Here is a 26,348-nt window from a genome sequence, read left to right as displayed (position 1 = left end):
ACGGAGTCGCAGGGCCTCCGTGAGCCGACCAGCCGGTCCCGCCCTGGACTGTCGTGCCGTTCCTCGACGGAGAGGACGCTCCATGTCCCGTTGCCTTGAGCCTCAAGGGCTCTCGATAATCCGGGCATTTCGGCCCGGATGGTCCGTCTCGTCACCAAAGCGTGAGGGCTTCGGCTTGAGTACGGTCTCTCGCTTCCTCCTGCCGCTGGTGCGGCAGGGTTGCGCCACCTGCCCGCCCCGCCTCCGCCTTGCGGCGGGGGCGGGTGGCGCGGGTCTTGCGGTCGGCTCCACGAGGCTTCGACACCACTGGGGCGGTGTCCTGGTCTCCGGCCACTCCGGTACCAGTTACTGCGACTGCCGCAAGGGCGGCGAGGTTGAGCGCGGCGTTGTCGTCCCGGTCGATGACCAGGCCGCAGGTGTCGCATTCGTAGGTCCGGACGTGCAGCGGCAGCTTGGCTTTCACCGCGCCGCAGCCGGAACAGGTCTTCGAGGAGGGGTACCAGCGGTCCGCCGCGATGATGCGGGTGGCGTGGCGCTGGCGGGTCTTGTAGGTGAGCTGGCGGCGGATCTCCCCGAAGCTGGCGTCGGCGATCCTTCGCGCGAGGCGCCGGTTGCGGAGCATCCCGGCGACGTTGAGATCTTCGACCACGACCGTGCCGTACTCGGCCGCCACGGCGGTGGTGAGCTTGTGCAGGGCGTCTTCGCGCAGGTTGGCCACCCGGTCATGCACCTTGTTGCGGGCGGCGTTGGCTTTCTCCCACCGCTTCGACGGCTTCTGCCCGGTCCGCCGGTCGGAGCCCTGGCGTCGGGAGACGACGCGGGAGGCGCGGCGCAGCTGCTTGCGTGCGGCGTCGTAGTGCCCGGGATTGGCGATGGTGCGGATTTCGCCGGTGCTGTCGGCCAGGACCGCGAGGGTCTTCACCCCCAGGTCGATTCCGACCGCCGCGTCCGGCCGCGCCACGCGTTCGAGGTCCCGCTTGACTTCGGCCTGGAAGGACACGAACCAGCGTCCGCGTTCGTGCCGGACGGTCGCGGACAGGATCCGGGCCGTCCCGGCCTGCACACAGGCCAGGAGCTTGTGTGTGGGCTCGTGGGTGCGGATCGTGCCCAGCCGGGGCGGCGTGACGTGGTGGCCGTCGGCATCGACGCGCATCACGCCGGTGGTGAACCTGCAGGCAAGACGCGCCTTGCGTTTCGACTTGAACCGCGGCGCACCCATCCGCTTGCCGCGCCGCTTACCGTTCTTGGACTTCGCGTAGTTGTCGAACGCGGCCGATGCGTTCGCCAGGCCGGTGGAGTACGCCTCCTTGGAGTTCTCCTCCCACCAGGCGGCGAACCTCTCATCGGTGTGCTTGGCGGCGTTGAACGCCTTCCGCAGCGCGGGCAGCGACCACGGCCGCCACTCGGTCAGCGCCTGCTCGCCGATGTCGTACGTCTCCTCGGCCTTGCGCTGCCACCACGAGGCGTTCACCCAGCCGACCGCCCAGTTGTAGGCCGCGCGTGCCGCGCCGCAGTGCGAGCGCAGAGCATGCTCCTGGGAGACGTTCGGGTCCAGTGCGAAGCGGTACGCCCGCACCACGAACCCGGGCTGCGGCTGGAACTTCTTCACTCGGCGTCCTCTCCGGTCGCCACGGCCACCGCGCGGGCAGCACGGTTCTTCGCCGCCCGGCGCCCGTACAGCCGGGCGCACATCGAGGTCAGCATCTCGGTGATGTCCCGCACCAGGTCGTCAGCGGTCTCAGCGGGGTCGAGAACGACCAGACGCCGCCCGGACGCCGACAGAGCAGCTTCCAGGTGCTCGACGCCGAACCGGGCCAGCCGCTCACGGTGCTCGACCACGATCACGGCCGCGCCCGGATCGGACAGGAGCCGATGCAGCTTGCGCCGCCGTCCGTTCAGCCCCGAGCCGACCTCAGTCACGACTTCCGCGACCGGCAGGCCGAGCCCGGTGGCCCCCTGGACCACGCGTGCGACCTGCCGGTCGAGGTCTGACTTCTGGTCGGCCGAGGAGACGCGGCAGTACGCCACCACCCGCCCGGACGCCTCCACGGCGGGCTCGTCGACCAGCCACGTGCCGGACGGCGTCTGGCGCACCGGGACCGGCATGCGGCCCTCTTTCGCCCACGTCCACGCGGTCTGGTAGTGCACGCCGTTGCGTGCCGCCCACTCGGAAAGCTTCACACGATCAAGATAGAAGATGAGGAAGGCTGATATTCACTGATGAATCGAACACCAAGTAACAACCCCGAGGTACCACCACCGACCCGACGCGCCCTGCTGCGGGCGGGCGCCGGCGGCCTGCTGGGCGCCGCGGTCGGAGGCTGCGGGTTCATGCCCGCGAAGACCCCCGACGACAAGGACCTGGCCCCGCCCCGCGCCCGCGTCGACGGCGATCTCGTCTACTTCAACTGGGCCGACTACGTCGACCCGTCCGTGTTCAAGGGGTTCGAGAAGGAGTACGGCGTCAGCGTCGTCCAGTCGAACTTCGACTCGATGGAAGGCATGGTCGCCAAGCTCAACGCGGGCAACCGCTACGACATCATCTTCCCCAGCGCCAAATGGGCCCAGCGCCTCGCCCGCGGCGGCCGGCTGCGCCGGATCGACCACTCCCAGCTCAGCCACGCCAAGGACGTGTTCGGCGCCTACTCCTACTTCGCCGACCCCTGGTACGACCCCGGCTCCGCGCACACCGTCCCCTTCACCGCCTACAAGACCGGCATCGGCTGGCGGCGCGACCGGATCGGCGAGCTGACCGGATCCTGGAAGGACCTGTGGAGCGACCGGGCCAGGGGCAAGGTCTTCCTGCTGGACGACCGTGACGAGGTCCTCGGCATGGGAGCCCTGGAACTCGGCCTCGACGTCAGCACCGGCGACCCGGGCGACCTGGACCGCATCACCGCGCTGCTGGGCACCCTGCGCCCACGGCTGCGCGGCTTCTCCAGCGACAGCTACAACAACCTGCTCAACGGGAACGCCGTCATGACCCAGGCCTGGAGCGGCGACATGGCCGCCATGCTCAACCAGGCCAAGGACCCCTCCGTGTTCGGCTTCCAGGCGCCCGAGGAGGGGACACCGATCAACTCCGACTGCTACGCCATCCCCTGGAACGCTCCGCACCCCGGCACCGCGATGCTGTTCATCGACTACATGCTCCGGCCGGAGAACGTGAAGAAGAACATCGAGTACATCGGCTACCCCATGCCGGTGGCCGGCTCCGAGAAGATCTACGCCGAACTCGTCAAACCCTTCCCCGAGTGCCTGGTCACCGAGGCCGACCTCAAGGCCGACCTGTTCTTCCGCAACGGGAGCCACGCGGCCGAGGACGCGCGCGACACCGCCTGGACCCATGTGAAGGCGGGCTGAGACATGACACCGACGCCTCACCCCTCGCGCCCCCGCCGCGGCCCGGACGCCACCGGCACCCGCATGTGGACCTGGTTCATGCTCCCCGGCACCCTGTGGATGACCGGGTTCTTGATCGCCTCCCTGGTACTGGTCGCCGTCCTCACCGTCGGCACCACCGACGAACTCGGCAACCCCCGCTTCGGGTTCGACCTCTCCAGCATCCGCGCCCTGGCCGACCCCGCCTACACCGAGGTACTGGCACGCTCCCTCGGCTACGCCCTGCTGACCTGCGTGATCTGCCTGCTGATCGCCTACCCGGTGGCGTACACCATCGCCCTGCACGGCGGCCGCTGGAAACACGCGCTCATCGCCGCGATCGTCGTGCCGTTCTTCGCCAACTATCTCGTGCGCATGTACGGCTGGTCGGTGGTCCTGTCCGACGACGGACCGCTGCTGCGGGCCCTGCGCGCCGTGGGACTGGCCGACGGCGACACGAAGATCCTCAACACCGGCGTCGGCGTGATCGCGGGACTCGTCTACGGATTCGTCGTCTTCATGATCATCCCGCTGTACGCGGCCCTGGAGCGGCTCGACGTCTCCCTCATCGAGGCCGGCCGCGACCTCTACGGCGGCCCCGTGCGGACCTTCCTCCACGTCACCCTGCCCGCCACCCGGCAGGGCGCGGCGGCCGGACTGGTCCTCGTCTTCCTGCCCGCCATGGGTGACTTCGTCAGCGCGCAACTGATGGGCGGACCGGACCAGATCATGATCGGCAACCTCATCCAGGACAAGTTCTTCCAGGGCCAGAACTGGCCGCTCGGATCCGCGCTCACCATGCTGCTCATGCTCGTCCTGCTGGTCGGGATGCTCGGCTACCTCAGGCGCACCCGCAAGGACGAGGCGGAGGCCAGCCGATGACCCAGCTCAGCCCGCCCACCACCACCAAGTCCCCCGCACCCGACCGGCCCGCCGCACGCACCCGCACCCGACGCGGCCGCGCCGACCGCAAGCCCCGCGTCCTCGTCGCCGTCACCGCGCTCTTCTTCGCGCTGCTCTACCTGCCCATCGCCGTGGTGACGCTGTTCTCCTTCAACTCCCAGAAGTCCCTCACCGTCTTCAGCGGGTTCAGCCTGCGCTGGTACCGCGCCTTCGTCCACGACGACGTCCTGATCTCCTCGCTGGGCACGAGCCTGCGCATCTCCCTGGTGGCGACGGCCGGTTCGATCGTCCTCGGCGTCGCCCTGGCTCTCGGACTGGTCCGTTGCCGCACCCGGCTCGGCTCACTGGCCGGCCTGATCATGCTCGTACCGCTCATCACCCCCGAGATCGTCACCGGCGTCGCGTCGATGCTCCTGTTCAAGGGCCTGGGCGTGACCCTGTCCACCGGCACGGTGATGGTCTCGGAGATCACCTTCTCCATCTCCTACGTCACCGTGATCCTCCGCTCCCGGGTCGCGGCCCTGAACCCCGAGGTGGAGGAGGCCGCGATGGACCTCGGGGCCACCCGCTGGCAGGCGGTCCGCCTGGTCACCCTGCCCGCCCTGCTGCCCGCTGTGCTCGCCAGCGCCGTACTGATCTTCGCGCTCGTCTTCGACGACTTCGTCCTCGCCTACTTCACCACCGGCGTCGACCCCCAGCCGCTATCGGTGCGGATCTACTCGGCGATCCGCTTCGGGGTGCAGCCCACCATCAACGCCGTCGGCACGCTGATGCTCGCCGGATCCATCGGCCTGATCGCCCTGGCCCTCTTCATTCCGCGCCTGTTCGGCCGCCGCGGCGGCCTCGACATCCTCTCCGGGAGCTGACCATGGACGAGACCCACGCCGTCCGCCTCACCGGCGTCTCCAAGCGGTTCGCGGACACCTACGCCGTCCGCGACCTGAACCTCGACATCGAGGCCGGCCTCTTCTTCTCCCTGCTCGGCCCCTCCGGCTGCGGCAAGACCACCTCACTGCGCATGATCGGCGGCTTCACCGATCCCACGGAGGGATCGGTGCTGCTCGCGGGCGAAGACGTGACCGCGCTGCCGCCGAACAAGCGCAACGTCAACACCGTCTTCCAGAGCTACGCGCTGTTCGACCACCTCAGCATCGCCGACAACGTCGCCTTCGGCCTCAAGCGCAAGGGCGTCGAGAAGGCGGAGACCCGGCGCCGCGTCGGCGAGATGCTGGAACTGGTCCAGCTCGACGGCTTCGCCGGGCGCAAGCCCCGCACCCTCTCCGGCGGCCAGCGCCAGCGCGTCGCCCTCGCCCGCGCCCTGGTCAACCGGCCGGCCGTCCTCCTGCTCGACGAACCGCTCGCGGCCCTCGACCTGAAGCTGCGCCGCCAGATGCAGGTGGAGCTCAAGCAGATCCAGCGCGAGGTCGGCATCACCTTCGTCTTCGTCACTCACGACCAGGACGAGGCACTGACCATGTCGGACCGGATCTGTGTCATGAACGAGGGCCGCGTCGAGCAGTGCGGCACCCCCGAGGACGTGTACGAGCACCCCGCCAGCCGCTTCGTCGCCTCCTTCATGGGCACCTCCAACCTGATGACCGGGACCTACCGCGGCGGCGAGGTCACCCTCGACCAGGGACCCGCCCTGCCCGTCGGCCCCCGAGCCGCCATCGCCGACGGAACCTCGGTCAGTGTCTCCGTACGCCCCGAGAAGGTCTGGCTGTCCGACTTCGAACCGGGCATGCCGGTGCTGCGCGGAGTCATCCGCGAGACCGTCTACAGCGGCCCCACCACCACCTATCTGATTGAACTCGCGCCCGGCGTCACCCTGTCCGTGCTGGAGCAGAACACGGCGCGCGCCCGCATGGAGGACCGCTGGAGCGGCGGCGAGACGGTCGAGTTCGGCTGGCGGCCCGAGCACTGCCTCGTCCTCGCCTGACCGCCCCCACTCGATCTGAAAGCGAAACCGATGCATCACGACGTGATCGTTCTCGGCGCCGGGCTGGCCGGGCTCGCCGCCGCCCGGGACCTGGCCGCCGCCGGCACCGACGTGCTCGTCCTGGAGGCCAGGGACCGGGTCGGCGGCCGGGTCGAACAGGCCCGCCTTCCCGACGGCCGCACCGTCCAGCTCGGCGGGGAGGTCGTCGGCCGCGCCCACACCGCCTACCTCGACCTCGCCGCGGAACTGGGACTGAAGCTGGTGCCCAGCTACGTGGCCGAGCCCGGCCGGATGGTCCGCGCCACGCCGGAGGGCAGCTCGGCCGGTGAACCGCCGCACTGGTTCGGCCACGGCGACGCGGCCCTTCACGCCCGGCTCGGCGCAGAGTTCGCCGCCCTGGCCGCCACCGTCGACCCCGGCGCCCCTTGGTCGCACCCGGACGCGGCCGCCCTGGACCGGCTGTCCGTGGGCGCCTGGCTTCGCTCACGGCACGCCACCCCCGCCGTCGTCCGCCTGTGGGAGATCGGCCAGCTGGCCCTCGCCGGAGGCTCCTACGAGCGGATCTCCCTGCTGGCCGCACTGCGCAAGAGCGCCGCCGTTCCCGCGTCCGGCCCGGGCGACTACGACTACGACGACTGGGAAGGGCTGCGGCTCGCCGAGGGCTCGGCGACCCTGGCCGAGGTGATGGGCCGCGAACTCGGCCCGCGCGTCCGCCTCGGCTCACCGGTCGCCGCCCTCGACATACGCCCCGGCCGCTGCACCGTCCGCCTTGTCACCGGCGAGGTCCTCACCGCCGGGGCCGTTGTGAGCGCCCTGCCCGTGGGACCGCTGCGGTCCGTCGCCGTCAGCGGCGTGAGCGAGGCGCGCCTCGCCTCCCTGCAGCGGCAACGGCAGGCGACGGCGGCCAAGTTCGCCGCCGTCTACGACCGTCCCTTCTGGCGCGCGGACGATCTGAACGGCCTCTCCGAGTCCGAGGGCGTCCTCGGCAGCACCTGGCCCCAGAACGAAGGCGTCCTGTCCGCACTGGTCCCGCCGGAGCGCTACGGCGTCCTGCTGGGCACCCCGCCCCAGCTGCGCACCCCCGAACTGCTCGCCGAGATCGCCGGCCTGTACGGCGACGAGGCCCGCCGACCGCTCGCCTGCTACCTGCGGCTGTGGGGCAGCGACCCCTGGACACAGGGCTACGTCACCCAGTGGCCGCCGGGCGAGGTGATGGCCGTGGGTCCGTCGCACGGCACCCACGAACCCCCGTTCTACGTCTGCGGATCCGACCAGTGGGTCGCCGGATACATGGAAGGCGCCGTCCGCACCGGCCGCGCCGCAGCGAAGGAGGCACTGCTCCGTGGCTGACAACGCCCGCCCGGCAACCGTCCTCAACCACATCGGCGGCAAGGAGACACCCGCCGCGTCGGGCGCCACCCTGCGCCTGATCGACCCGGCCACCGGACGCCTCCACGGCACCGCTCCGCTCTCCGGCACCGACGACGTCGACGACGCCTGCCGCGCGGCCGAGAACGCCCAGCACGTGTGGTCGGCCACCACCCCGCAGCAGCGCCAGGGCGCGCTGCTGCGCATCGCCGACGCGCTGGAGCGGCACGCCGACGCCGTGGCGAGCGCCGAGGTCGCCGACACCGGCAAACCCCGTGCCCTCTTCCTCGCCGACGAACTGCCCGCGATCGCCGACGTGCTGCGCTACTTCGCCGGCGCCGCGCGCAACCTGCCCGGCGCCGCGGCCGCCGAGTACACCCCCGGCCGCACCTCCGTGCTGCGCCGGGAACCCATCGGCGTCTGCGCGCAGATCACCCCGTGGAACTACCCGCTGATGATGGCCGTGTGGAAGATCGCCCCCGCGCTCGCCGCCGGCAACACCGTCGTCCTCAAACCGTCCGACAGCACGCCCTCCTCCGCCACGCTCCTGGCCCGGCTGGCCGCCGAGCACCTGCCGCCCGGTGTGCTCAACGTCGTCTGCGGCGACCGTGACACCGGCCGCCTGCTGGTCGCCCATCCCGCCGTGCGGCTCGTCGCCCTCACCGGGAGCGTCCGCGCCGGACAGCAGATCGCCGCGGCCGCGGCCGCCGACCTCAAACGGCTCCACCTGGAGCTCGGCGGCAACGCGCCCGTGCTGATCCACGAGGACGCCGACCTGGACGACGCCGTAGGACAGCTGCCGTCGCTGGCCTTCTACAACGCCGGCCAGGACTGCACCGCCGCCACCAGGGTCCTGGTCCACCACCGGATCCACGACGCCTTCCTCGACGCCTTCGCCGAACGGGCCGCCCAGCAGGTCCCCGGCGGCCCCGACGACCCGGACGCCGACTTCGGCCCGCTCAACAACGCGGCCCAGCTCGCCTCCGTACGCCGTCTGCTGGAGACCCTGCCCGACCATGCCGAGGTCGTCACGGGAGGCGCGCAGCTGGACCGGCCCGGGTACTTCCACCAGGCCACGGTGGTCGCGGGGGTGCGCCAGGACGACGAGATCGTGCAGAGCGAGGTGTTCGGTCCGGTCGTGACGGTCCAGCCGTTCACCGACGAGTCCGAGGCCTTCGAACTGGCCAACGCCGTACCGCAGGGACTCGCCGCCAGCGTCTGGACACGCGATCACGACCGGGCCATGCGCGCGAGCCGCGCCCTGCGTACCGGGATCATCTGGGTCAACACCCACGGCACCACGGTGTCGGAGATGCCGCACGGAGGCGTACGGCACTCCGGTCACGGCAGCGATCTGTCGCTCACCGGGCTGCTCGACTACACGCAGGTCAAGCACGTCATGTTGTGACGGGCCGCCCTCACCCGTCGTCGCCCGACCGGTTCGCGTGGCGCCGCCTGCTCTTGCCGGCGGTGTCCAGCAGCTCGCCCAGGGTGAGCGTCACGGTCGCCACGACGCGGGCCCAGCGCGGTCCGCCGCGCTCGGCCCAGAAGACACAGACACATCCGCCCACGACGAGTGCCAGCACACCCAGCAGCAGTACAACGACCATTTCCCCCACCTCTGCGTTCGTGCGGTCCCGCTGATCGTCCCAGGTTCGCGATCAGGATGAGTTCCGCGTGGTGCCGGCCCCGGTCGGCGCGCAAGAGGCCATGATCGGCTCTTGGCGGCCGAGGCCTCCCCCCGGCTGCATCCCCTCGAAGAGAGTACGCCCCTGGTGAGTTCGGCCAGGGTGAACCGCGGATGTGTTCGGCCGCGCGATGCCCCGAAGAGTTGCCAGAGCCTACGTCCTTGGTACCGAAGCCCGATGTGCTCACGAAACTCGAAGCCGAACAGGAGGCGTTGCAGATACTGAGATCTCTGCCTCCCCGCCAAGCACAGGTGCTGGCCTTGGATTTTGATGGGTTCACTACCGTTGAGATCGCCGAGCAGCTGGAACTGGAACCCGCGACCGTCCGAGCTCACCGGCAGAGAGGCCGCCGGGCCGCAGCTAGTAGGACTCCGTTAGGTCTTCCTATCTGTGCTGATCAAGAGCATGTTGGGTGTGTGGACGCACATGAAGTGAACCGTGTCCGGGCGATGTTGGCGTTATACGTCGCTGATGTGTTCGCGTCGGTGCCGCGCAAGGACCAGCGGGCCAAGGGCGACTGCTACCTGCGGGGACTGATGCTGGACGGCCGCCGCAAGTCGATCCAGGCGATGGCAGCTCGGTTGCCGGACGGCAACGAGCAGAACCTGCAGCAGTTCGTGAACCAGTCGACCTGGGATCCCGTGCCGGTGCAGCGGCGGATCTGCGAGCGGATGCTGCCGTTGATCAACCCGGTGGCCTGGGTGATCGACGATGTGTCGGTGCCCAAGGACGGGAGGATGTCGGTCGCGGTGGCTCCGCAGTACTGCGGGGCCCTGGGCAAACGGGCCAACTGCCAGGTTGCGGTCAGTATCCACGCCGCGACCGACGCCGCCTCCTGCCCGTTGCAGTGGCGCCTGTTCCTGCCAAAGGAGTGGGCCTCGGACACCGGGCGCCGGGCCCTCACCCGCACCCCGCCCGAGGTCACACACCGCGAGAAATGGCGCCTGGCCCTGGACATGCTCGACACTCTCGCCTCCTGGGGCATGACACCGCCGGTCGTGGTGGCCGACGCCGCCTACGGCACCAACGCCCACCTGCGGACCGCGCTGTCCGAGCGGGGACTGGCCTACGTCCTGGCGGTCCGCTCGGATGTCAGCGCCCACCCCTTCGACGCGACACCCGTGGCGCCGCCCCGCAACGGGCCCATCGGCTGCTGGCCCCAGCCGCGTTACCGGCAGGCCGCACCGTCGCTGGCAGCCCTGGCCACCGGCCTCGGGCAAGCGGCATTCACCCCTCTCACCTGGCGGAACGGGTCACGCGGGGCGTTACGCTCCCGCTTCGCAGCCGTGCGCGTCCGCCCGGCCGGCAAGGCCGTCGAGCGTCCGATCAAAACGGCCGCCTCCGCCGGACAGGGCTGGTGGGACGGGATCCTGCCCGACTGCTGGCTGCTGATCGAATGGCCCACGGGCGCCGAGGCGCCAACCGATTACTGGCTGTCCAACCTGCCTGCCGACACACCGGTCACCGACCTGGTCCGTCTGGCCAAGGTCCGCTGGCGCATCGAGCACGACTACCGCGAACTCAAACACGGCCTGGGCCTGGACCACTTCGAGGGCCGGTCCTGGCCCGGCTGGCACCACCACGTCACCCTCGTGACCGCCGCCCACGCCTTCCTCACCGAACAGCGCCTGGCCCCAAAAGCGCCCGCACCGGTCTCACCCTCTACCAAGTCCTCGACGCTCTCCAGGACGTCTTGAGGTGCTGGACCGGTGTCTGCACCACCTGCAACCAAACCCTGCCAGCCAGAACACACACGACTCCAAGATCGAGATAGACCTAACGGAGTCCTACTAGGGTCCGTCTTCAAACGGATCTTGCCCAGAGCAGGAATGACGCGAGACTGACCGCTGCCTCGTAGGAGGTGGCGGTCTTGTCATACCTGGTGGCGATGCCGCGGAAGCCTTTGAGTCTGTTGGTTGGGTAGGCCGCGCGACGAGGTACCTGCCATGTGCAGGCCCTTTTCCGCACGGCCCCCCTCCGAACCCGCCGTACGAGTTTCCCCGTAACGGGCTCTCCAGTGACCTATTTCGTGACGCTACCGGTTGGCTTTCCTGAGTGGATCGTGTCATGGCAGCCGACGCAGACAACCAGAGTCTTGCGCCGTTTCTTCACCATGGCCTGATGCCATTCGGTAGGCGGCTCCACCCTGTCGAGGTCAGCGAGTTTTCGGATGTGATGCACCCGCACGTCTTCCGACGTCCCGCATAGCTCGCACTTCCCCTTCAAGAGCCGGGTAATCAGCGCTTTTCTGGGGTGGGGGTTGGCCGCTTGACGGTCCGTGAGGACCGCTGCCTTCTGTCGCGTCAGTGAGATTCCGCCGAATCGTGCGACCAGTGGCTTCCTGCCTGTGCTGCGGCGGACCTTGGCTTCGAAGCATGTGCGGGGCCCATTCGGTGTCTCGATCTTGGCCTTGTAACGGGCCGCCATCTTGGACACCGTCGAGCGATGCTTCGCTGCCAGTGTCTTGAGCAACGAGGTTTCCATGGCCCAACGCAGCCGATGCAATCGACATACGTTGCCGGCCAGGAGGTAGTACTGGACGATGCCCCGGTATTCGGCCCCGTAGACGTTGACGATGGTGTAGTCGTCGTCGTTCAAGAGTTGGGGCCGGTGCGCGGGTTTTCCGCGACTGAGGTATAGGGCTGCCTTGTCTCGGATCACCTTTGCTGGCACACGTAGAGCAATCGAACCGTTAGCCGTCCTGCGGCCTCGGGTTGCCTGCCTGTCGTTGTGCTGCACGGTGATCTCGTATCCGAGGAACGATGCCGCGCCCTTACGGGCATGGGTGATCAGCGTCTTCTCTGGCGATAATTCCAACTTGAGGTCTTCACGAAGGAATACCGCGAGGCGCCGCTTGATCTTCTCGGCCTCGGATCTCGGCCCGATGAACCCAAGAAGGGTGTCATCGGCGTATCGCACATAGCGCAGTCTCCGGAAGCCTGGATCGTTCGGATCCACGCTGGGGATACTGCGCTGCTGCTTGCGAAGTGACCGGACTTCAGCCCGATCTCCCCGCCTGCGAGCGCGCGCGATCGCGTTGACCACCTCCAGGTAGGCAGGGTTGCGTGCCCTGCTCCGCCCTCGGGTGTTGTTCGGAATCAGAACCTTCTCGACAAAGCTGTCCAGTCGGTGCAGGTAGATATTGGACAGCAGCGGAGAGAGTACTCCGCCTTGAGGTGCCCCGCTGAGCGTGGCTCCCCAGGTCCAGTCTTCCATGTACCCGGCCTCAAGCATGTTGCTCACGAGCCGAAGAAACCGGCCATCGTGAATCCGTTCTGCCAGCGTCTCGATAACGACTTGATGGTCGATCGAGCCGAAGCAGTCAGAGATATCACCTTCGATGAACCAGGTCGTACCCGTCCAGGTATTGCCCACCTCCGTCAAGGCGGTGTGACAGCCCCGTTTGGGTCGGAACCCGTGGGACCGGTCGGAGAACTGCGGCTCGAAGTATGCCTCCAGAAGGAGACGCATCACCTCGCCGACGAGCTTGTCCGACCAGGTCGGCAGTCCAAGCGGCCGGGTCTTCCCATTCTTCTTGGGAATGTTGACTCGCTTTACTGGGCTAAACCGGTAGCGCTCGTGACGCATCGCATCGATGATGCGACCTACCTTGCCCAGAGACATGCCGTCCACGGTTTCTTGCGAGACTCCCGGCGTCATCGCCCCTTTGTTGGGGTAGATGCGACCGTAAGCCACCAGGTACAACTGCGGGTTGAACATTTGCCGATACAGCTCACTACATGGCAGACCACGTCTGCCGCGCTCACGAAGGATGCCCAACACCGTGTCGGCACTCTGCATTTCGCATACCTCCCGGTCTCATTCGCATCCTGTCACCTGTGCCCCTTCGCCCTGCGAGCGGCTTTCCCACTCTCCTCGGCAGGTCGTTACTCCTGCGACTACTACTGGCACTCCGTCGCCCTAGGGTTCGCACCCCGTAGGCGATCCCACGTTCGTCCTTGTTGTACGTCATAGCGTGACGTAGGCGCCCCACTCATCTCCTTCAATGTCATCACTGGACATCGCCCCATGTCACGGAAGGTATGTCGGCCATGCATCAAAGCCGCCACAGGACATGGCATCGGTTTCAGTAGCCTTTCCGATGGATGCGAACTTTCATCGACTGGAGATTGGGGTTCAGGCAATCCAGCTTTCGCCTTATCACGCGGGCCCCTCAGCGCACCGTCCCTGGCAACTGAGCCCGGTCACTGATTCTCTGGCATGCTCCGGTCCCCTTCACCTTTCGGATCCAGGTGAGCCATCAGGCCCAGGAATATCCCTCCAATTCCTCCCGGCTGAGCCGGGGATACAACAAGGCGCCTCGTGGCGCACAAGCAGCGCTCGACGATGTTGCGTCGGCGGTAAAGGTTCGGTGGGCGAGACGGTAGACGGTCTGCTCGGCTTCGGTGTCGAGCATCAGGTACGGCGTGGCCTCTGCGGTCAGGTCACTGATCGCCCTGTCGATGATTGCCGTTTCCTGGGGAGCAATGGCCGCGGCGATCGTCGACCAGATCCCGTCACGGACCGGAAGCCCGCGTTCTTGCGCGAGTGCCAAGGTGTGGAGCAACGGCCGGAAGGCCTGATGCGGCGTCATCAGGGGATGCGCCTGCGACGATCGGTACCGGAACGCGCACTCGCACCCCGGAAATGCCACTGCTCGCTGGTGCTGACGGGATGCTGCCGCCCGGGTTGATTTTAGGCTTAAAGGCACTCGAACGGCGTACGGGTTGGGTCGTTGGGCCGTGTCCTTCGGTGGTGAGGGGCGCCAGTCGGTTGAGTGTTGTCACGTTGCTGCTGCGATTCCGCTGTGCCGGCGTGGTGCCGGCCCTCGCGGTGGCGGCGAAAGGACTACCTCTGATGCGAGTGACCCGGACAATGTTCGCCTCCGCGGCGGTTGCCGCGGCCGTCGCGCTCTCCGCTCCCGCCGCGCATGCCGTGTCGCTGGTCGGACTTCGGGCGTCGGACGGCGGTAATTCCCACGGCAGCCACGGCAAGGAGCACGGAAAGGAGCACGACCACAAGTCGTCGGGGGAGAACGGGGAGGGCGGGGGGTCTCAGGTCGAGGGTGGCGCGCAGGAGGACGATGGCGCGCAGGCCGACGGTGGCGCCCCGGACATGGGAGGGGACGAGTCCGGAGCCGAGGAAGGCGGCAACCCGTGGAAGAAGAAGGGCGGCAAGTCGCACGAGCAGCAGCAGGCCCCGAGCGGCGGTGTGAAGGCCGGCGGCGGTGCCCTGGCCATGGCTCTGGCCGACGACGGCGGCAACCCGTGGAAGAAGAAGGGCGACAAGCCGCACGGCGACGACAACGCGGCGAGCGACGACGAGCAGTCGCAGGGCGGCCCGAACGGCGGGGACCAGTCCGAGGGTGACGCGCCGGCCGCGGCTGGGGACGACTCCGGAGCCGAGGGCGACGCCGGAGCCGAGGAAGGCGGCAACCCGTGGAAGAAGGGCGGCAAGTCGCACCAGAAGCAGCAGGCCCCGAGCGGCAGCGTGAAGGCCGGCGGCGGCGGGCTGGCAGAGTCCGGAAACGGCCTGGCCGCAGGCTCTCTGCTCCTGGCTGGCGGTCTCGGCGCGGGTGCCTACATGCTGCGGCGCCGGAGCGCGTCGGATGCTGTCGGGGCCTGATCGGTCCTTGCCGGGTGCCGTTCGGTCGCGGTGCCGGCGTCCCGCCGGCCCGCCGATGTCCGACCGCCGCCCCAGTTGATGAACAGGCCTTTGTCCAATGACTCTCGCGCAGCAGGCCCCGCCCGATGAGACCCCCAGCCGAGCCCCCGCGCGTCATGTCGGCCCTGCTCTGCTGTGGCCGGCCGCGGCGGTGGCCCTGGGTGCCTTGCTCATCCACCACTCGCTGGCGCCTCCGGCTGATGCCAAGCCGCCGGAGCTACGGGCCGTCGTCGCCCCGCCCACACCTCTGCACTCGGTCGCACCTCCGGGACCGCACCCGTCCGTCGCCCCGCCGCTGCCGGGACCAAATGCGATGGCACGTCCCTCGGGGCCCGCGCTGCCGCGGTCGGAACCAAAACGGATCGTGATTCCGCAGATCGGGGTGAACGCACCGTTCACGGACGTGTCCTTGACCCCTTCGGGACAGTTGAACACTCCACCCCTCACCAACAAGAACCTTGCGGGCTGGTACAAGGGCGGAGCCTCACCGGGCGAACGAGGAACGTCGGTCGTGGTGGGACATGTCGACACCAGGACCGGCGCGGCGATCTTCGTGTATCTGCGCTTCCTCAAGCCGGGCAACACTGTGGACATCACCCGCGCCGACGGCATCACCGCCCGCTTCAAGGTGGACTCGGTCCAGGCGTTCAGCAAGGCCCACTTCCCCAACGCCCGGGTCTACGCCGACGCCCCGACCGCCCAGCTGCGGCTGATCACCTGCGGCGGGACCTACAACCGCAGCACCCACGAATACGAGTCCAACGTCGTCGTATTCGCACACCTCGACACATCGGGACGTTCCTGAGACATCGACCGGCCCACTGCCTCGACCCCGCCGTCCCGTACGGCGGGTCAGTGTGCCGGGGCTCGCGGCCCGCGGCGCGTCGAGGACCCGTCTCCTCCGCACCAAGGCAGCCCGACCTGGATCTGCCGCCAGCGGCGCTCGCCGCGTCCATAAAGGGATAGCGCTCCCTGCCCCGCCTCTGCGGTCGACGGCCTCGGGAGGCGGGACTGACACGAAAATGACCCCTTGATCGGGTGGTTCAGGCGCTGATCGGTTCGAAGCGGATGGTCAGTCCGAGGCTGTTGGCTTCCTTGATCATGCGGCGCATGGCGCGTTCGGGATCGCGGCGGGTGAAGTGGTCGGCGCCGAGTTCTCGGTAGGGGGTGCGGTCGTGCAGGACGTGCCAGATGGCGATGGCGAGTTTGTGCATCACGGCGACAAGGGCCCGTTTGCCTCCGCGTCTGGCCGCGATCCGTCGGAAGAAGACGCCGAGGTAGGAGTTCTTCTTCCCGATAGCGACCATCGCGGCGATCCCGAGCAGGCGTTTGAGGTTCGTGTTCCCGGGACGGGTGCGGCCGGACCGGTTCACCCCGGCCGACTCGTTCTGCCCGGGGCAGACCCCGATCCAGGACGCGAGGCGTTGGGCTGAGGCGAACTGGGTCATGTCACCGCCGGTCTCGGCGATGACGATCTCCGCAGCGAGACGACCGAGGCCAGGAATGGTGACCAGGTTCGCCAGGTCGCTTTCCCGTTCCGTCAGCAGTCCGGCGATGCGCGTGTCGAAAGCCGCGATGACGCTCTTCCAACGGTCGATCTCGTCCAGATAGTGCTGGACCATGAACGCGTGATGGCTTGTGAACTCCCCGTCCAGAGCCTCGACGAGTTGGGGGATGAGGTTGATCCCCGGGAGTGGACACCGGGTTTCACGCGATGAGTGACAGCGTACGTGACGTGATCAGTTGTTGTTCGAACTCGGCTGGCGTGAGGTAACCGAGCGCGGAATGCCGACGGCGCCGGTTGTAGTACGACAGTCAGCGGAACAGCTCCAGCCGCGTCTGTGCCTTCGAGATCCAATGCCTCCCGTGGAGCAACTCGCGCTTGAGACCCTGGAAGAACGACTCCGCGAGGGCATTGTCGTAGCTCGAACCGACCCGGCCCATGCTGCGCCGGATGCCATGCCGGTCGCAGACCCCGGCGAAGGCGGCCGCGTTGTACTGGGCGCCCCTGTCGGTGTGGAAAACGACGCCGTGAACCTGGCCGCCGCGGGCGGACACGGCCATTTCGATCGCGTCGGTGACCAGCGAGGTGCGCATGTGATCGGCGATCGACCAGCCCACCACCCGCCTCGAACAGATGTCGATCACCGTCGCCAGATACAGCCACGTCCCGCCGACGGCTATGTAAGTGATGTCGCCGCACCACCTGGTGTCCAGCGTGTCCGCGGTGAAGTCGCGCATCACCAGGTCCGGCACTGGCGGCGCGGTCCTGTCCGCGATCGTCGTCCGCATTTTCTTCCGCAGGTGACGGCCGACGATGCGGTTGATCCGCATCAGCCGGGTGACGCGCTTGCGGTTGATCCTTCGCCCCCTCGCGCGCAGCTCGGCATGGACGCGCGGAGCGCCGTAGGCGCCATGGTGCTCGACGTGGATGGCGCGGATCTCGCTCACGGTCCGCTTCTCCTCGGCCTGGCGTTCGGCGCGGGCTTGCTCGGTGGCCAGGTGCCGGTAGTAGCCGGCGCGGGATGCCCTCAGCACCCGGCAGATCCGCTTGATGCCGAAGTCGGCGCGGTTCTCGGAGATGAAGTCCCAGCGGCAGGGGCTCACTTCACCTCCCGGGCGAAATAGGCGGCTGCCCGGCGCAGGATCTCGCGCTCCAGGTGCCACTCCTTCTCCGCCTTCAGCAACCGGGCGTTCTCCGCCCGCAGCCGGGCCAGCTCCTCCGCCTCGCTCCCGCCCGCGTCACGGCGTCCGGGCGCGGCCTGAGCCTCGGCCTTGCGCACCCACATCCGCGACTCCGCGGTGATACCGAGATCCGCAGCCACCGCCGCGTACGTCCGCAGCACGATAGAGCGCGACGGCGTCTCTCCTGAACTCCTCCGGATACGGAGACTTGCGTCCCACCTGGACATCCCTCCCTGGACCATCAAGATCCATTGTCAGGGTGTCCACACCAAAGGATCAGCCTCACCGTCGCTCTCACCCTCAACAACAGACCCCGCAAGGCCCTCGGATGGAAGACACCCGCCGAGGCCCTCAACGAGCACCTACTATCCCTCCAGGTAGCCGGTGTTGCGACGACCGGTTGAGTCCAAGTAGGCGTCGACGATCTGTTTGTAGTCCGCCGGAAGCGTTCTGCCGAGTTCTTCCTCCAGGCTGAGCCAGGCGGCGGGGTCGGCGTAGCGTTCCTCCCCGGGGCCGAGCATGTCGGAGACGGCCTGCAGGTAGTCGGTCATGGCGGTCATGCCCTTCGAAGATGCTTGCCGGGAATCGTTCGTGCCAGCATCGAGCAGCCCTCCTGTCGACGGTCGGCCGGGGTCCTCGTTGTCCTGGCATGGAGATGGTGCGGCAGCTGGTGCCAGACAGTTTGTGGGAGCTCTTCCTTCGAGTGATGCCCGAGGTGCCGGTGCGTCCGCAAGGCGGTGGACGTCGGAGGGCTGACGATCGGGGAGGTAGCCGCCGCCGGGGCACAGGGATGCGTACAGCCCGCGGAAGATGACGGCGTGGTCGCCCCCGGGACGGTGAGACGGGTGCTGCGCTGGCCCCTTCTGCTGTGCCTGGTGGGGCTGTTGGTCGTCGTCGTCTTTCACACCGGACCGGTACCGGCGCGCAAGCGCAATCTGGCCGGCGGCGCCCTGGCGGCCAGCCTGTGGCTCGCCGCCTCCGCGGGTTTCCCCGTCTACGCCTCCGCCCTGAGCGCCTACAGCAGGCTCTACGGATCCCTCGCGGGCGTTGTGGTCTTCCTGATCTGGCTGTAGCTGTCCAACCTGGCTCTGCTCCCCGGCGCCCAGTTCACGGCCGAACTCAGCAAGGAGGCGTCCGCGTCAGAGCCCGCCGATTCCGCGCACGATCCCCGCGGACGGTGACCCTGAACTCCGGAAGCCGAACCGGTCGTCCCTCAACACACCGACGGGGTGCCCGGATTGCCCGGACACCCCGCCGTACCGGTCAGATCACTGGACGATGACCTGGGCGTTGCCCGTGATGCCGCCGGACGTCACCGAGATCGTGACGGTGCCGGAGCGGTGGGCGGTCAGGGCCCCCGTGGCGGGGTCCACCGAGGCAACCCGGGGGTTGCTGGAGGTCCACACGTGGGAGGCCGGGTCCGCGATCGGGATGGTGAGCGGTGCGATGTTGTCGCCGGCCGTCTGGTCGCCGGTCGCGGTCAGGGTGACGTGGTCGCCCCGCGTGATCGGGTCCTTCGGTGCCTTGACGGCGATCGACGCCAGCGAGGGCTCGACGCTGTACTGCAGATCACCGTTGTCGCCGATCCGGATGAGACCGAAGTGGTAGATGCCACCCTGGTCGGCCGGAGCGTAGGCGGGCATGCCGAGGTCCGCGAAGGTGAACTGCGGGATGCCGCCCTCGGCGGCGGTCACGCTCTGTCCCTCGGGGTCGAGGATCTGCTCGGCGAACCCGCGGGCGTGGCCGTACATCATGATCACGTGCTGGTGCGGGTGCGTCTGCTGGTAGCGCTGCACCAGACGCAGGTACATCCTCGCCTCCCAGCGGTCCGTGAACTGGCTGTTCGCGGCCGGGTGGGGGTCGTAGGCGGGCATGTGGGTGATGACCAGGACGTCCTTGGCCGTGGTGTCCGTCAACTGCTGGACCAGCCACGGGTACTGGGCGCCCTCCGGGTCCTGGAACGGGTCCGAGGACTGCAGGCTGCCGTGCGAGTTGTCGGTGACGATCAACCGCGCCGCGCCGTGGGAGTAGGCGTAGTGGGTCTCACCGAAGGTGTCGCTGAAGTTGCCGTTCTCCGCGTCGGCACCCTGGGTGATCTCGTGGTTGCCGACGATGTCGCGCTCGGGGATGCCGAGGGCGTCCATCTTGGACTTGGCGAACTGCAGGTCCGCCAGCTTGCCGTCGTCGGGCATGTCGCCGAGGAACTGGGCGGCGTCCGGCCGGGCCTGCGGGCTCAGGGTGGACAGCCGCTTGGCGATGGAGTCCATCACGTTGCTGCTGACCGAACCGGGGTCGGAGGCCAGCATGTGTGCGTCGTCGCCGGTGAGCAGGGTGGCGCCGCGCTTGGCGAAGTCGGCCGAGTCCTCCTCGAAGGAGAGCCAGTCGGGGTTCTTCGGGATCGCGTGGTACGCGGGCGCCGTGACCGGTCGGGGCGAATACAGTGCCTGAAGTCCGGCGACGTTGAGCGAGCCGCTGTACGCGGTGCTCGGGCTGATCGCCAGGAAGTCGAGGAAGCTGATGGTCAACGGGAACTGCATGCCCGCCGGAAGCTGGGCCACCGCCAGGTGCCAGTCCTTCCACGTGACGAACGTCGGGTACAGCGTGGTCGACGACCCGTTGACGCCGATGTACTTCTCGGCGAGCTCGATGCCGTTGCCGTCACCCTTGATCCACACACCGATACCGGTGGGGACCTGACCGTCGTTGGTGTCGGTCTTCAGAGTGACGCGGGGCGACATCACCAGCTGCTTGACGCCGGCACCGGCCGGCATCGAGTAGTCGAGGCGCAGCGACCCGGACTCGTTGGAGCCCGGCGGGACGACGCCGGGATCGGCGGCCAGCGTGGCGGGCTTGCCGGTGGTGTTGTTGCTGAGGCGCCAGTTGTCGAGACTGGTGATCGGGTCGATGACCTTGCTGACGCTGCCGACCGCGATCGACGTGGTGCTGGTGGCGCCGGCGACCTCTGCGCTCACCTCGGCGAGACCGCCCTTGTCGGCGTTCGCGGAGAACAGGCCATGGGCGTCAACGCTGCCCAGGCTGTCCGGGGTGACCTTCCACGTGGCCGCCTCGGCGGGGATCTGCACCTCCGCGCCGCCCTTGACGGTGCCGGACAGGGTCAGCTGCTGAGTGGCGCCGTTGTCGAGGTCGGCCTTGTCGGGCGAGACCTTCAGGGACTCGAGCTTGCTGACGACCTCGAGCTTCTCGGAGGTGGAAGCGCTGCCGTTGGACACGATGATCCGGCCCGAGCCGGCGCGCCGCGGGGTGAGCTTGCCGTCCGCGTACGTGGCGAGGCTGGAGGGCTCGACTCGCACGCGAGCCTGGCCGGCGGCCGGGTTGCGGAACCGGTCGACCGAGTACACGGAGAGGGGGATGGAGCCACCGGGCACGGTGGTGACCGTCTTGCCGCCGTTCACCACGACCTTGACGGCGGGGCCGGCTTCCTTGGCGGTGGAGTAGAAGAAGATGCCGTTGGCGACCGGGCGCTCGGTGTTGCCGGGCAGGTCGGACGGCGTGTTGACGACCTCGGCCTGGCCGGCGCCGGGAGCGCGGCTGACCATGCCGGTGGAGCCGCCGCCGTCGAAGAGCATGGCGGAGTAGGCACCGTGGGCGACCATGTAGCCCGCGGCCTGGTCGGCCGTCACGCCGAAGGCGGTCGAGGCGCCACCGTGGCCGTCGATGGCGACGACGATGGCGTGCTTGCCGTCCTTGGTGATGCCGACGGCCGTCTCCGGGTTGGCTCCGCCCGGCGGGGTGCCGGTCGGGTCCTTGTAGACCTTGCCGTCCTTCACCAGGGTGTCGACGCCACTGATCAACTGTGTGACATCGTTGTCCGGAGACAGCTGGGTGGTGAGGCCCACCTTGTCGCCCGCGTGCAGGTTGTCGGCGAGCCACTGCCCCCCGTCGCCGGCGCCGAGCAGACCGAGCTGGTCGGCGGCGAGGCGCGGCACGGCGGTGACCGCGGTCTGCACGCTGCCGACGACGAACCCGCCGTCGGCGGTGTGGCCGAGCACCAGGGTGGAGGGCTTGGACAGCCCCGGGGTCTCGCCGAGGTCGGGCGTGGCCTCGGTGATTCCGCCAGACGCCAAGTCGTTCACCGTGTTCACCGAGGTGAGCGCGCGGGTCGCGGAGCCCGCGGTGATCGTGCCCGAGAAGGTCTCGGGGCCCATGACCAGGGAGCCGTCGGGCTTGACGCCCAGCTGGGAGGCGAAGCCCGGCTTCGGGCTCTTCAACAGGTGACCGTTGACCATGACGCCGCCGAGCGGCCGGCCGCTGGCGTGTATCTCGAAGTAGTCGCCGTTCACGCCCGCCACCGCATGGGTGCGGTGGGCCATCGACGACGGGGTCTCGTCTGCCGGGTTGGTGATGGTGTCACCGGCCTCGACCATGCCGACACGCAGGTTCGGGTCGCGGAGGTCCGCCGTGAGCACCTGCATGTGCTGGCGGCCGCCGACGGTGTCGTACGTCTCGCTGTAGTGCTGCAGGCCACGGGTGACGGTCTCGGCCGGCGTGCGGGTGTGGTCCACCACCAGCGGCCAGTTCTCCGGGGTGTCCGGGAGCCAGTTCCGGCCCGCCGCCTGGCTGTCTGCGGCCGTGTCCTCGGCGGAACCGAACGCGGTTCCTGCGCCGGCCACGGCACCCGCGAGTGTCATCGCCGCCGCGGTCGCCACAGCGGTTCGGCGGAAGCCGGCCCCCATGGTTCTCTTCGTTTTCTGCGTCTGAAGTGTCATTACGTGCTTTCCTACGGACATACACACCGGTGGGTCACCGGCGTGCACGAACACCGCACACCCGCAGGGCGGACCGCACGCATCCATTCCGGGTGGCAAAGATGACCATCAGATGTGACTCCAGACGAATCCATTCAAGTCACGTTAACCGTGAACCGCGGAGCACCCAGGGGGGCCTCTGACCTGGGGCTGCGACATCGAGCCCGCACCCGGCGCTCGCGGGTTCCGGCCGTTGCCCCTGATGCTGCCGGTGGGTGTGTCAATTCAACGGCCCTGTCTCACATCCGGTGGTGACGGAGCGTCGTGGTGGGTCGTTGGGATTCGCGTGAAGGATGTCAACGAGCTTGTGCTGACCGTCTTTTCGGGCCTGTCCCCGCTGGTCATCGAGGATGTAGTCGACGAGGGTGCGCGGGTCGTGGTGCGGGCGCGGACTGGGCGGGACATTGCGGTCTGCCCGGTGTGCGGCGCCCCGGTCCGGGCCGAAGTCCTCTCCAGCCTTGCCGAATGCTCGATCGCGCACTTCGCCTGCCACGCCACGAGCGACCCCACCGATCCCTCGCTCAGCCGCCTGCTGCTCCATGACCACACCACCGCCCCCTGACGGCGGCCAGCCTCGCTCCGGTCAACCTCGACCACGCCGAACTCGCCTACCTGTCAGCCTGCAGCACCTCGCTCACCAGCCACCCCCACCTGCGCGACGAGGCCATCCACCTTGCATCCGCGTTCCAACTGGCCGGCTTCCGGCACGTGGTGGGCACCCTGTGGGAGATCAATGACGCCATCGCCGTGGACGCGGCCGACGCCTTCTACACCGCCCTGCGCACCGAATCCGGCGCCCTCGACACCGGTCGCTCCGCCCACGCCCTGCACCACGCCGTCCACACGCTGCGCGACCGGCTCCGCGCCGCCCCCTCGCTGTGGGCCTCCTACCTGCACGCCGGTGCCTGAGCCGCGCTTCATCGGCGGTGAGCAGAGGCGACGGCAAGTGCCGCAGAGGGTCCGGGCACGGCCTTCGGCAGCAGGAGGCAAACGGCACGACGCCGCGCTGAACCGAAGATCCCGCCCGCGCGTATGAGGAAATGGGACGGGCTCTCCCATACGGCCCGGCCCCTCATATCACCCGGATACGCACCGGCCGAATCAAGGAGTACGCACCCATGAGCGCCGCACGCCTCAGCGACCGGCTTTCGAGCCACCAGCCTCTCGTCCTCGGTCTGTTCCGCATCGTCGTCGGCCTGCTCTTCGCCAGCGAGGGTGCCGCCACGATCTTCGGGATACTGGGGCGGCAGAGCAGTCCGGTGGGCGACTGGCCGTTCTGGTACGCCGGGGTCATCGAACTGGTCTGCGGTGTTCTCGTACTCCTGGGGATCGCCACGCGCAGTGCGGCGTTCCTCAGCTCGGGGGCCATGGCCTTCGCCTACTTCACCGAGCACCAGAAGAACGGCCTCTTCCCACTGCAGAACGGCGGCCTGTCACCCGCGCTGTTCTGCTGGGCATTCCTGCTCCTGGTCTTCTTCGGGCCCGGTGCCCTGTCCCTGTCGGGCCTGACCCAGGGCCGGGGCGTAGCCCGGGGCGCAACCGGCCTCGACGCGGCCTGAACGCCGGCGGGCGTGTAAGCGTTCTGGCTCTTCCAAGAATTTCGTAGGCGTTGATCGTCTTGGTGTTTCTCGGCGCTCGTGTGCTGCGTTCGTGCAGGCTGGGCATGTGTGACGTCGAACTGGCCTCGCTGTTGCCGCAGTTGGCTGAGGTGCGGGTCGATCGGGTGTGTGCGGGGGCGGACCTGATCCGGATCACGGCCCGGACTAGGGACGGGGTCCGGTGTGCTTGTCCGGGGTGCGGCAAGTCTTCTTCGTTGGGTGCACTCGCGGTACGTGCGGCATATCGCGGACGAGGCCGTCGGCGGCAGACCGGCCGTGATCGACCTGCGTGTGCGGCGCCTGTACTGCGAGAACTCGGATGGGTGCGGCTCTTCTGAAGTGAAGGTCGTGTTTCAGGCGGTGAGTGTGTATCCGGCCTAGTCGGGGGCTGATGGTGCCGGAGGTGAAGCAGTCGGTGGCGGGGCGGCAGACGTGGCGGCCCGCTCGGGTGCGGGGGCCTGGGGGAGAGGCGGGCCGCCCGTCCCGGTCCTGTGTGGCGTGCGGTAGTCGCGGATCGGGTCGGCCGGGGTGCGTGCCAGGCGAGCGAGAGCGGCGCCGGACAGGCGGGCGGGCTGCCGTGGCTGGCGGCCTCTCCGGCATGGCCGAGTGGCGGGCGGTCGTCGACCACCGAGTTGACAGCGGCAACGAGCCGACATTCAGGGCGACTTTCGGTTGCCAGGCAACCTGGATCGACTTCCCGCCCTTTTCACAGTTGGCACACATGCACCTCCTTCCGTGCCTGCAAGACGTGCACGACTCGTCCCGACCAGACGCAGAAAGAGCACCCATGACCAGATACCACCCCATTGCCTTACGGCGTTCGGCGATCGTCGCCGCTGCCGCCCTCACCGTCGGTGCCGCCGGAACCCTCGCAGCGCCCGGAGCTGGAGCGGCGACACCGACGGGCACGCCGAAGCTCGAACTCATCGCCGCTTCCCCGGCGGTGACCGTCGATCGTTGAGAGGGCGAGCCGGGGGTCTACCTGGCCCTCGGCACCTACGTCACGGTCGACGGGGGACCGCTTGAGCTGCGGGTGACGCGCAAGTCCTACAACGACCCCGTCGTCGCGTCGCAGGTGATCCGCACCGGCGGCCGGACGCTGACCAAGACCCTGCCGACGGGCTTGGTGAAGGACTTCTCGGGCCTGCCGGGCTTCCTCAAGGTCAGCATCAGCGACGAGGCGGGCGCGAAGGTGGCCGACACCACGCAGTCGTTCTGCCCGAACAACCGGGCGGGCCGGATCCGTCCGGATGCCCCGGCCACCTCGAGGTACCCCGACGCCTGCTCGAGCAACCCGTTCGCGCTCGGCGGGGTGTGGGGTGTCGAGAAGGGCTGGGCGGCAGCCACGTCCCCGGGCTTCCGCGGGGACGGCCCGATCGACCTGCCGGCCGGCGTCTACACCGCGAAGGTGTCGGTGGCCAAGGAATACCGCGACCTGTTCGGAATGCCGGACAAGACCCAGACCATCAAGGTGACGGTCCGCCGGCAGGACTCCGGCGGGGGCCAGGGTCTGGCCGGCGCCGAGCGTGGGCACAAACGCGCGCCGAAGAGCCCTGAGCCGGCGGCCCGACGTCCGGTCGGCAAGGCGGCCGTCCCCGCCGACGGGCCCAAGCCCGACCTGCGTGCGCTCCCCGCGTACGGCATCGCGATCGCCGACGGCGGCGAGGAGGGTGCTGTCCCGGGCAAGGACTACCTCGCCTTCAGCGCCACCGTCTGGAACGGCGGCCCCTCGCCGCTGGTCGTGGACGGGTTCCGCAAGCCCGGCGCGGAGAAGATGGACGCGTACCAGTACTTCTACGACGCCAAGGGCAAGCAGGTCGGCTACACACCCACCGGCACCATGGAGTGGGACCCGCGCGACGGCCACCAGCACTGGCACTTCAGCGACTTCGCCAGTTACCGGCTGCTCGGCGCGGACAAGAGGGAGATCGTCCGCAGCGGCAAGGAGGCGTTCTGCCTGGCCAACACCGACTCCATCGACTACACGGTGAAGAACGCCAACTGGCACCCTTACAACACCGACCTCGCCACCGCCTGCGGCGAGGAGACCGCCGTCTCGGTGCGCGAGGTGCTAGACGTCGGCAACGGCGACACGTACAGCCAGTACCGGCCCGGTCAGTCCTTCGACGTCACGGACCTGCCAAACGGCACCTACTACATCCAGGTCGTCGCCAACCCCGATAGCCGGCTCAAGGAACAGAGCACGGCCAGCAACGTCACGTACCGCAAGGTCGTCCTCGGCGGCACGCCGGGGGCCCGCACGGTGACCGTGCCGAAGTACGGCCTCATCGACGCTCCCTGACCACCCCGGCGGGCGGGGGCACGCGCCTCCGCCTGCTCACCGGCACGACACCAG

The 26,348-nt window shown here is 68.7% G+C and carries 20 protein-coding genes and 5 pseudogenes; 15 read left to right on the top strand and 10 right to left on the bottom strand.

Features of this window, described 5'->3' with window-relative positions:
* Positions 1 to 151 precede the first annotated feature (151 nt).
* Both tnpB and ACZ7OY_RS41995 read right to left on the bottom strand, forming a co-directional pair.
* Positions 152 to 1,609, bottom strand: a complete 1,458-nt coding sequence (tnpB, locus tag ACZ7OY_RS42000) for an IS607 family element RNA-guided endonuclease TnpB (RefSeq protein ID WP_472250782.1) — start codon at positions 1,607 to 1,609, stop codon at positions 152 to 154.
* Positions 1,606 to 2,181 carry an IS607 family transposase gene (locus ACZ7OY_RS41995; RefSeq protein WP_472250781.1) on the bottom strand — a complete coding sequence of 192 codons (576 nt, stop codon included), beginning with the start codon at positions 2,179 to 2,181 and terminating at the stop codon, positions 1,606 to 1,608. Before ACZ7OY_RS41995 ends, tnpB begins: the two co-directional genes overlap by 4 nt.
* Before the next feature lie 39 nt (positions 2,182 to 2,220).
* On the opposite strand from ACZ7OY_RS41995, the gene ACZ7OY_RS41990 reads away from it, so the two are divergent.
* The 6 genes from ACZ7OY_RS41990 to ACZ7OY_RS41965 are packed head-to-tail and all read left to right on the top strand — an operon-like array spanning position 2,221 to position 8,999.
* Positions 2,221 to 3,363: a polyamine ABC transporter substrate-binding protein gene (locus ACZ7OY_RS41990; protein ID WP_472250780.1), complete on the top strand. Its 1,143-nt coding sequence runs from the start codon at positions 2,221 to 2,223 to the stop codon at positions 3,361 to 3,363.
* Positions 3,364 to 3,366: 3 nt separating this feature from the next.
* Positions 3,367 to 4,263 (top strand): ABC transporter permease, encoded by an 897-nt coding sequence (locus ACZ7OY_RS41985; RefSeq protein ID WP_472250779.1) that lies wholly within the window; start codon positions 3,367 to 3,369, stop codon positions 4,261 to 4,263.
* Entirely contained in the window at positions 4,260 to 5,150 is an 891-nt protein-coding gene (locus tag ACZ7OY_RS41980) for an ABC transporter permease (protein WP_472250778.1), read from the top strand. Before ACZ7OY_RS41985 ends, ACZ7OY_RS41980 begins: the two co-directional genes overlap by 4 nt.
* 2 nt (positions 5,151 to 5,152) lie before the next feature.
* Positions 5,153 to 6,223, top strand: coding sequence for an ABC transporter ATP-binding protein (locus ACZ7OY_RS41975; protein ID WP_472250777.1), 1,071 nt, complete (start codon positions 5,153 to 5,155; stop codon positions 6,221 to 6,223).
* Positions 6,224 to 6,253: 30 nt separating this feature from the next.
* Complete coding sequence (locus ACZ7OY_RS41970) at positions 6,254 to 7,573, top strand: flavin monoamine oxidase family protein (protein ID WP_472250776.1); 1,320 nt, start codon at positions 6,254 to 6,256, stop codon at positions 7,571 to 7,573.
* Positions 7,566 to 8,999, top strand: coding sequence for an aminobutyraldehyde dehydrogenase (locus tag ACZ7OY_RS41965; RefSeq protein ID WP_472250775.1), 1,434 nt, complete (start codon positions 7,566 to 7,568; stop codon positions 8,997 to 8,999). The genes ACZ7OY_RS41970 and ACZ7OY_RS41965 overlap by 8 nt, the downstream gene beginning before the upstream one ends.
* A gap of 10 nt (positions 9,000 to 9,009) precedes the next feature.
* Here ACZ7OY_RS41965 and ACZ7OY_RS41960 read toward each other — a convergent pair whose 3' ends face one another.
* The gene (locus tag ACZ7OY_RS41960) at positions 9,010 to 9,201 is read right to left on the bottom strand and encodes a hypothetical protein (protein WP_472250774.1); all 192 of its coding nucleotides are present in this window, start codon (positions 9,199 to 9,201) and stop codon (positions 9,010 to 9,012) included.
* 191 nt (positions 9,202 to 9,392) lie between these two features.
* On the opposite strand from ACZ7OY_RS41960, the pseudogene ACZ7OY_RS41955 reads away from it, so the two are divergent.
* A pseudogene (locus ACZ7OY_RS41955) lies at positions 9,393 to 9,620 on the top strand (sigma factor-like helix-turn-helix DNA-binding protein); the annotation flags it as partial.
* A 75-nt stretch (positions 9,621 to 9,695) separates the two neighbouring features.
* On the top strand, positions 9,696 to 10,976 hold the full coding sequence (locus ACZ7OY_RS41950) for an IS701 family transposase (RefSeq protein WP_472250795.1): 1,281 nt from the start codon (positions 9,696 to 9,698) through the stop codon (positions 10,974 to 10,976).
* 106 nt (positions 10,977 to 11,082) lie between these two features.
* On the opposite strand, the pseudogene ACZ7OY_RS41945 reads toward ACZ7OY_RS41950, so the two are convergent.
* The 3 genes and pseudogenes from ACZ7OY_RS41945 to ACZ7OY_RS41935 all read right to left on the bottom strand — a co-directional run.
* Positions 11,083 to 11,190: pseudogene (locus tag ACZ7OY_RS41945) on the bottom strand (IS5/IS1182 family transposase); the annotation flags it as partial.
* A 111-nt stretch (positions 11,191 to 11,301) separates the two neighbouring features.
* Positions 11,302 to 13,080, bottom strand: a complete 1,779-nt coding sequence (locus ACZ7OY_RS41940) for a reverse transcriptase/maturase family protein (protein WP_472250773.1) — start codon at positions 13,078 to 13,080, stop codon at positions 11,302 to 11,304.
* A gap of 460 nt (positions 13,081 to 13,540) precedes the next feature.
* Entirely contained in the window at positions 13,541 to 13,873 is a 333-nt protein-coding gene (locus ACZ7OY_RS41935; RefSeq protein WP_472250772.1) for a hypothetical protein, read from the bottom strand.
* A 263-nt stretch (positions 13,874 to 14,136) separates the two neighbouring features.
* On the opposite strand from ACZ7OY_RS41935, the gene ACZ7OY_RS41930 reads away from it, so the two are divergent.
* A complete protein-coding gene (locus ACZ7OY_RS41930; RefSeq protein ID WP_472250771.1) occupies positions 14,137 to 14,904 on the top strand; it encodes a hypothetical protein in 768 nt (255 codons plus the stop codon).
* 97 nt (positions 14,905 to 15,001) lie between these two features.
* The gene (locus ACZ7OY_RS41925; protein ID WP_472250770.1) at positions 15,002 to 15,748 is read left to right on the top strand and encodes a class F sortase; all 747 of its coding nucleotides are present in this window, start codon (positions 15,002 to 15,004) and stop codon (positions 15,746 to 15,748) included.
* A 238-nt stretch (positions 15,749 to 15,986) separates the two neighbouring features.
* Here the strand turns inward: ACZ7OY_RS41925 and ACZ7OY_RS41920 are convergent, their stop codons facing one another.
* The 3 genes and pseudogenes from ACZ7OY_RS41920 to ACZ7OY_RS41910 all read right to left on the bottom strand — a co-directional run bounded on the left by ACZ7OY_RS41920 (position 15,987) and on the right by ACZ7OY_RS41910 (position 18,188).
* Positions 15,987 to 16,565 (bottom strand): transposase, encoded by a 579-nt coding sequence (locus ACZ7OY_RS41920; RefSeq protein ID WP_472250769.1) that lies wholly within the window; start codon positions 16,563 to 16,565, stop codon positions 15,987 to 15,989.
* A gap of 85 nt (positions 16,566 to 16,650) precedes the next feature.
* Positions 16,651 to 17,847 (bottom strand): annotated as a pseudogene (locus ACZ7OY_RS41915) (IS3 family transposase).
* Between the two features lie 146 nt (positions 17,848 to 17,993).
* Entirely contained in the window at positions 17,994 to 18,188 is a 195-nt protein-coding gene (locus tag ACZ7OY_RS41910) for an SMI1/KNR4 family protein (RefSeq protein ID WP_472250768.1), read from the bottom strand.
* Between the two features lie 258 nt (positions 18,189 to 18,446).
* Between ACZ7OY_RS41910 and ACZ7OY_RS41905 the strand changes: the two are divergent.
* A pseudogene (locus tag ACZ7OY_RS41905) lies at positions 18,447 to 18,809 on the top strand (YhjD/YihY/BrkB family envelope integrity protein).
* An 87-nt stretch (positions 18,810 to 18,896) separates the two neighbouring features.
* Here the strand turns inward: ACZ7OY_RS41905 and ACZ7OY_RS41900 are convergent.
* On the bottom strand, positions 18,897 to 22,259 hold the full coding sequence (locus ACZ7OY_RS41900) for a phosphodiester glycosidase family protein (protein WP_472250767.1): 3,363 nt from the start codon (positions 22,257 to 22,259) through the stop codon (positions 18,897 to 18,899).
* Between the two features lie 421 nt (positions 22,260 to 22,680).
* On the opposite strand from ACZ7OY_RS41900, the gene ACZ7OY_RS41895 reads away from it, so the two are divergent.
* The 4 genes and pseudogenes from ACZ7OY_RS41895 to ACZ7OY_RS41880 all read left to right on the top strand — a co-directional run bounded on the left by ACZ7OY_RS41895 (position 22,681) and on the right by ACZ7OY_RS41880 (position 26,294).
* On the top strand, positions 22,681 to 22,956 hold the full coding sequence (locus tag ACZ7OY_RS41895; RefSeq protein ID WP_472250797.1) for a hypothetical protein: 276 nt from the start codon (positions 22,681 to 22,683) through the stop codon (positions 22,954 to 22,956).
* A complete protein-coding gene (locus ACZ7OY_RS41890) occupies positions 22,953 to 23,303 on the top strand; it encodes a CHAT domain-containing protein (RefSeq protein WP_472250794.1) in 351 nt (116 codons plus the stop codon). Before ACZ7OY_RS41895 ends, ACZ7OY_RS41890 begins: the two co-directional genes overlap by 4 nt.
* 209 nt (positions 23,304 to 23,512) lie before the next feature.
* Entirely contained in the window at positions 23,513 to 23,953 is a 441-nt protein-coding gene (locus tag ACZ7OY_RS41885) for a DoxX family protein (protein WP_472250766.1), read from the top strand.
* A gap of 826 nt (positions 23,954 to 24,779) precedes the next feature.
* Positions 24,780 to 26,294: pseudogene (locus tag ACZ7OY_RS41880) on the top strand (lysyl oxidase family protein).
* The last annotated feature ends 54 nt before the right edge of the window (positions 26,295 to 26,348 follow it).

The sequence above is a fragment of the Streptomyces sp. NPDC107559 genome (genome assembly GCF_055657365.1).
Note: the sequence above shows the minus strand (reverse complement) of the source record. Positions and strands in the feature narration are given on the sequence as shown.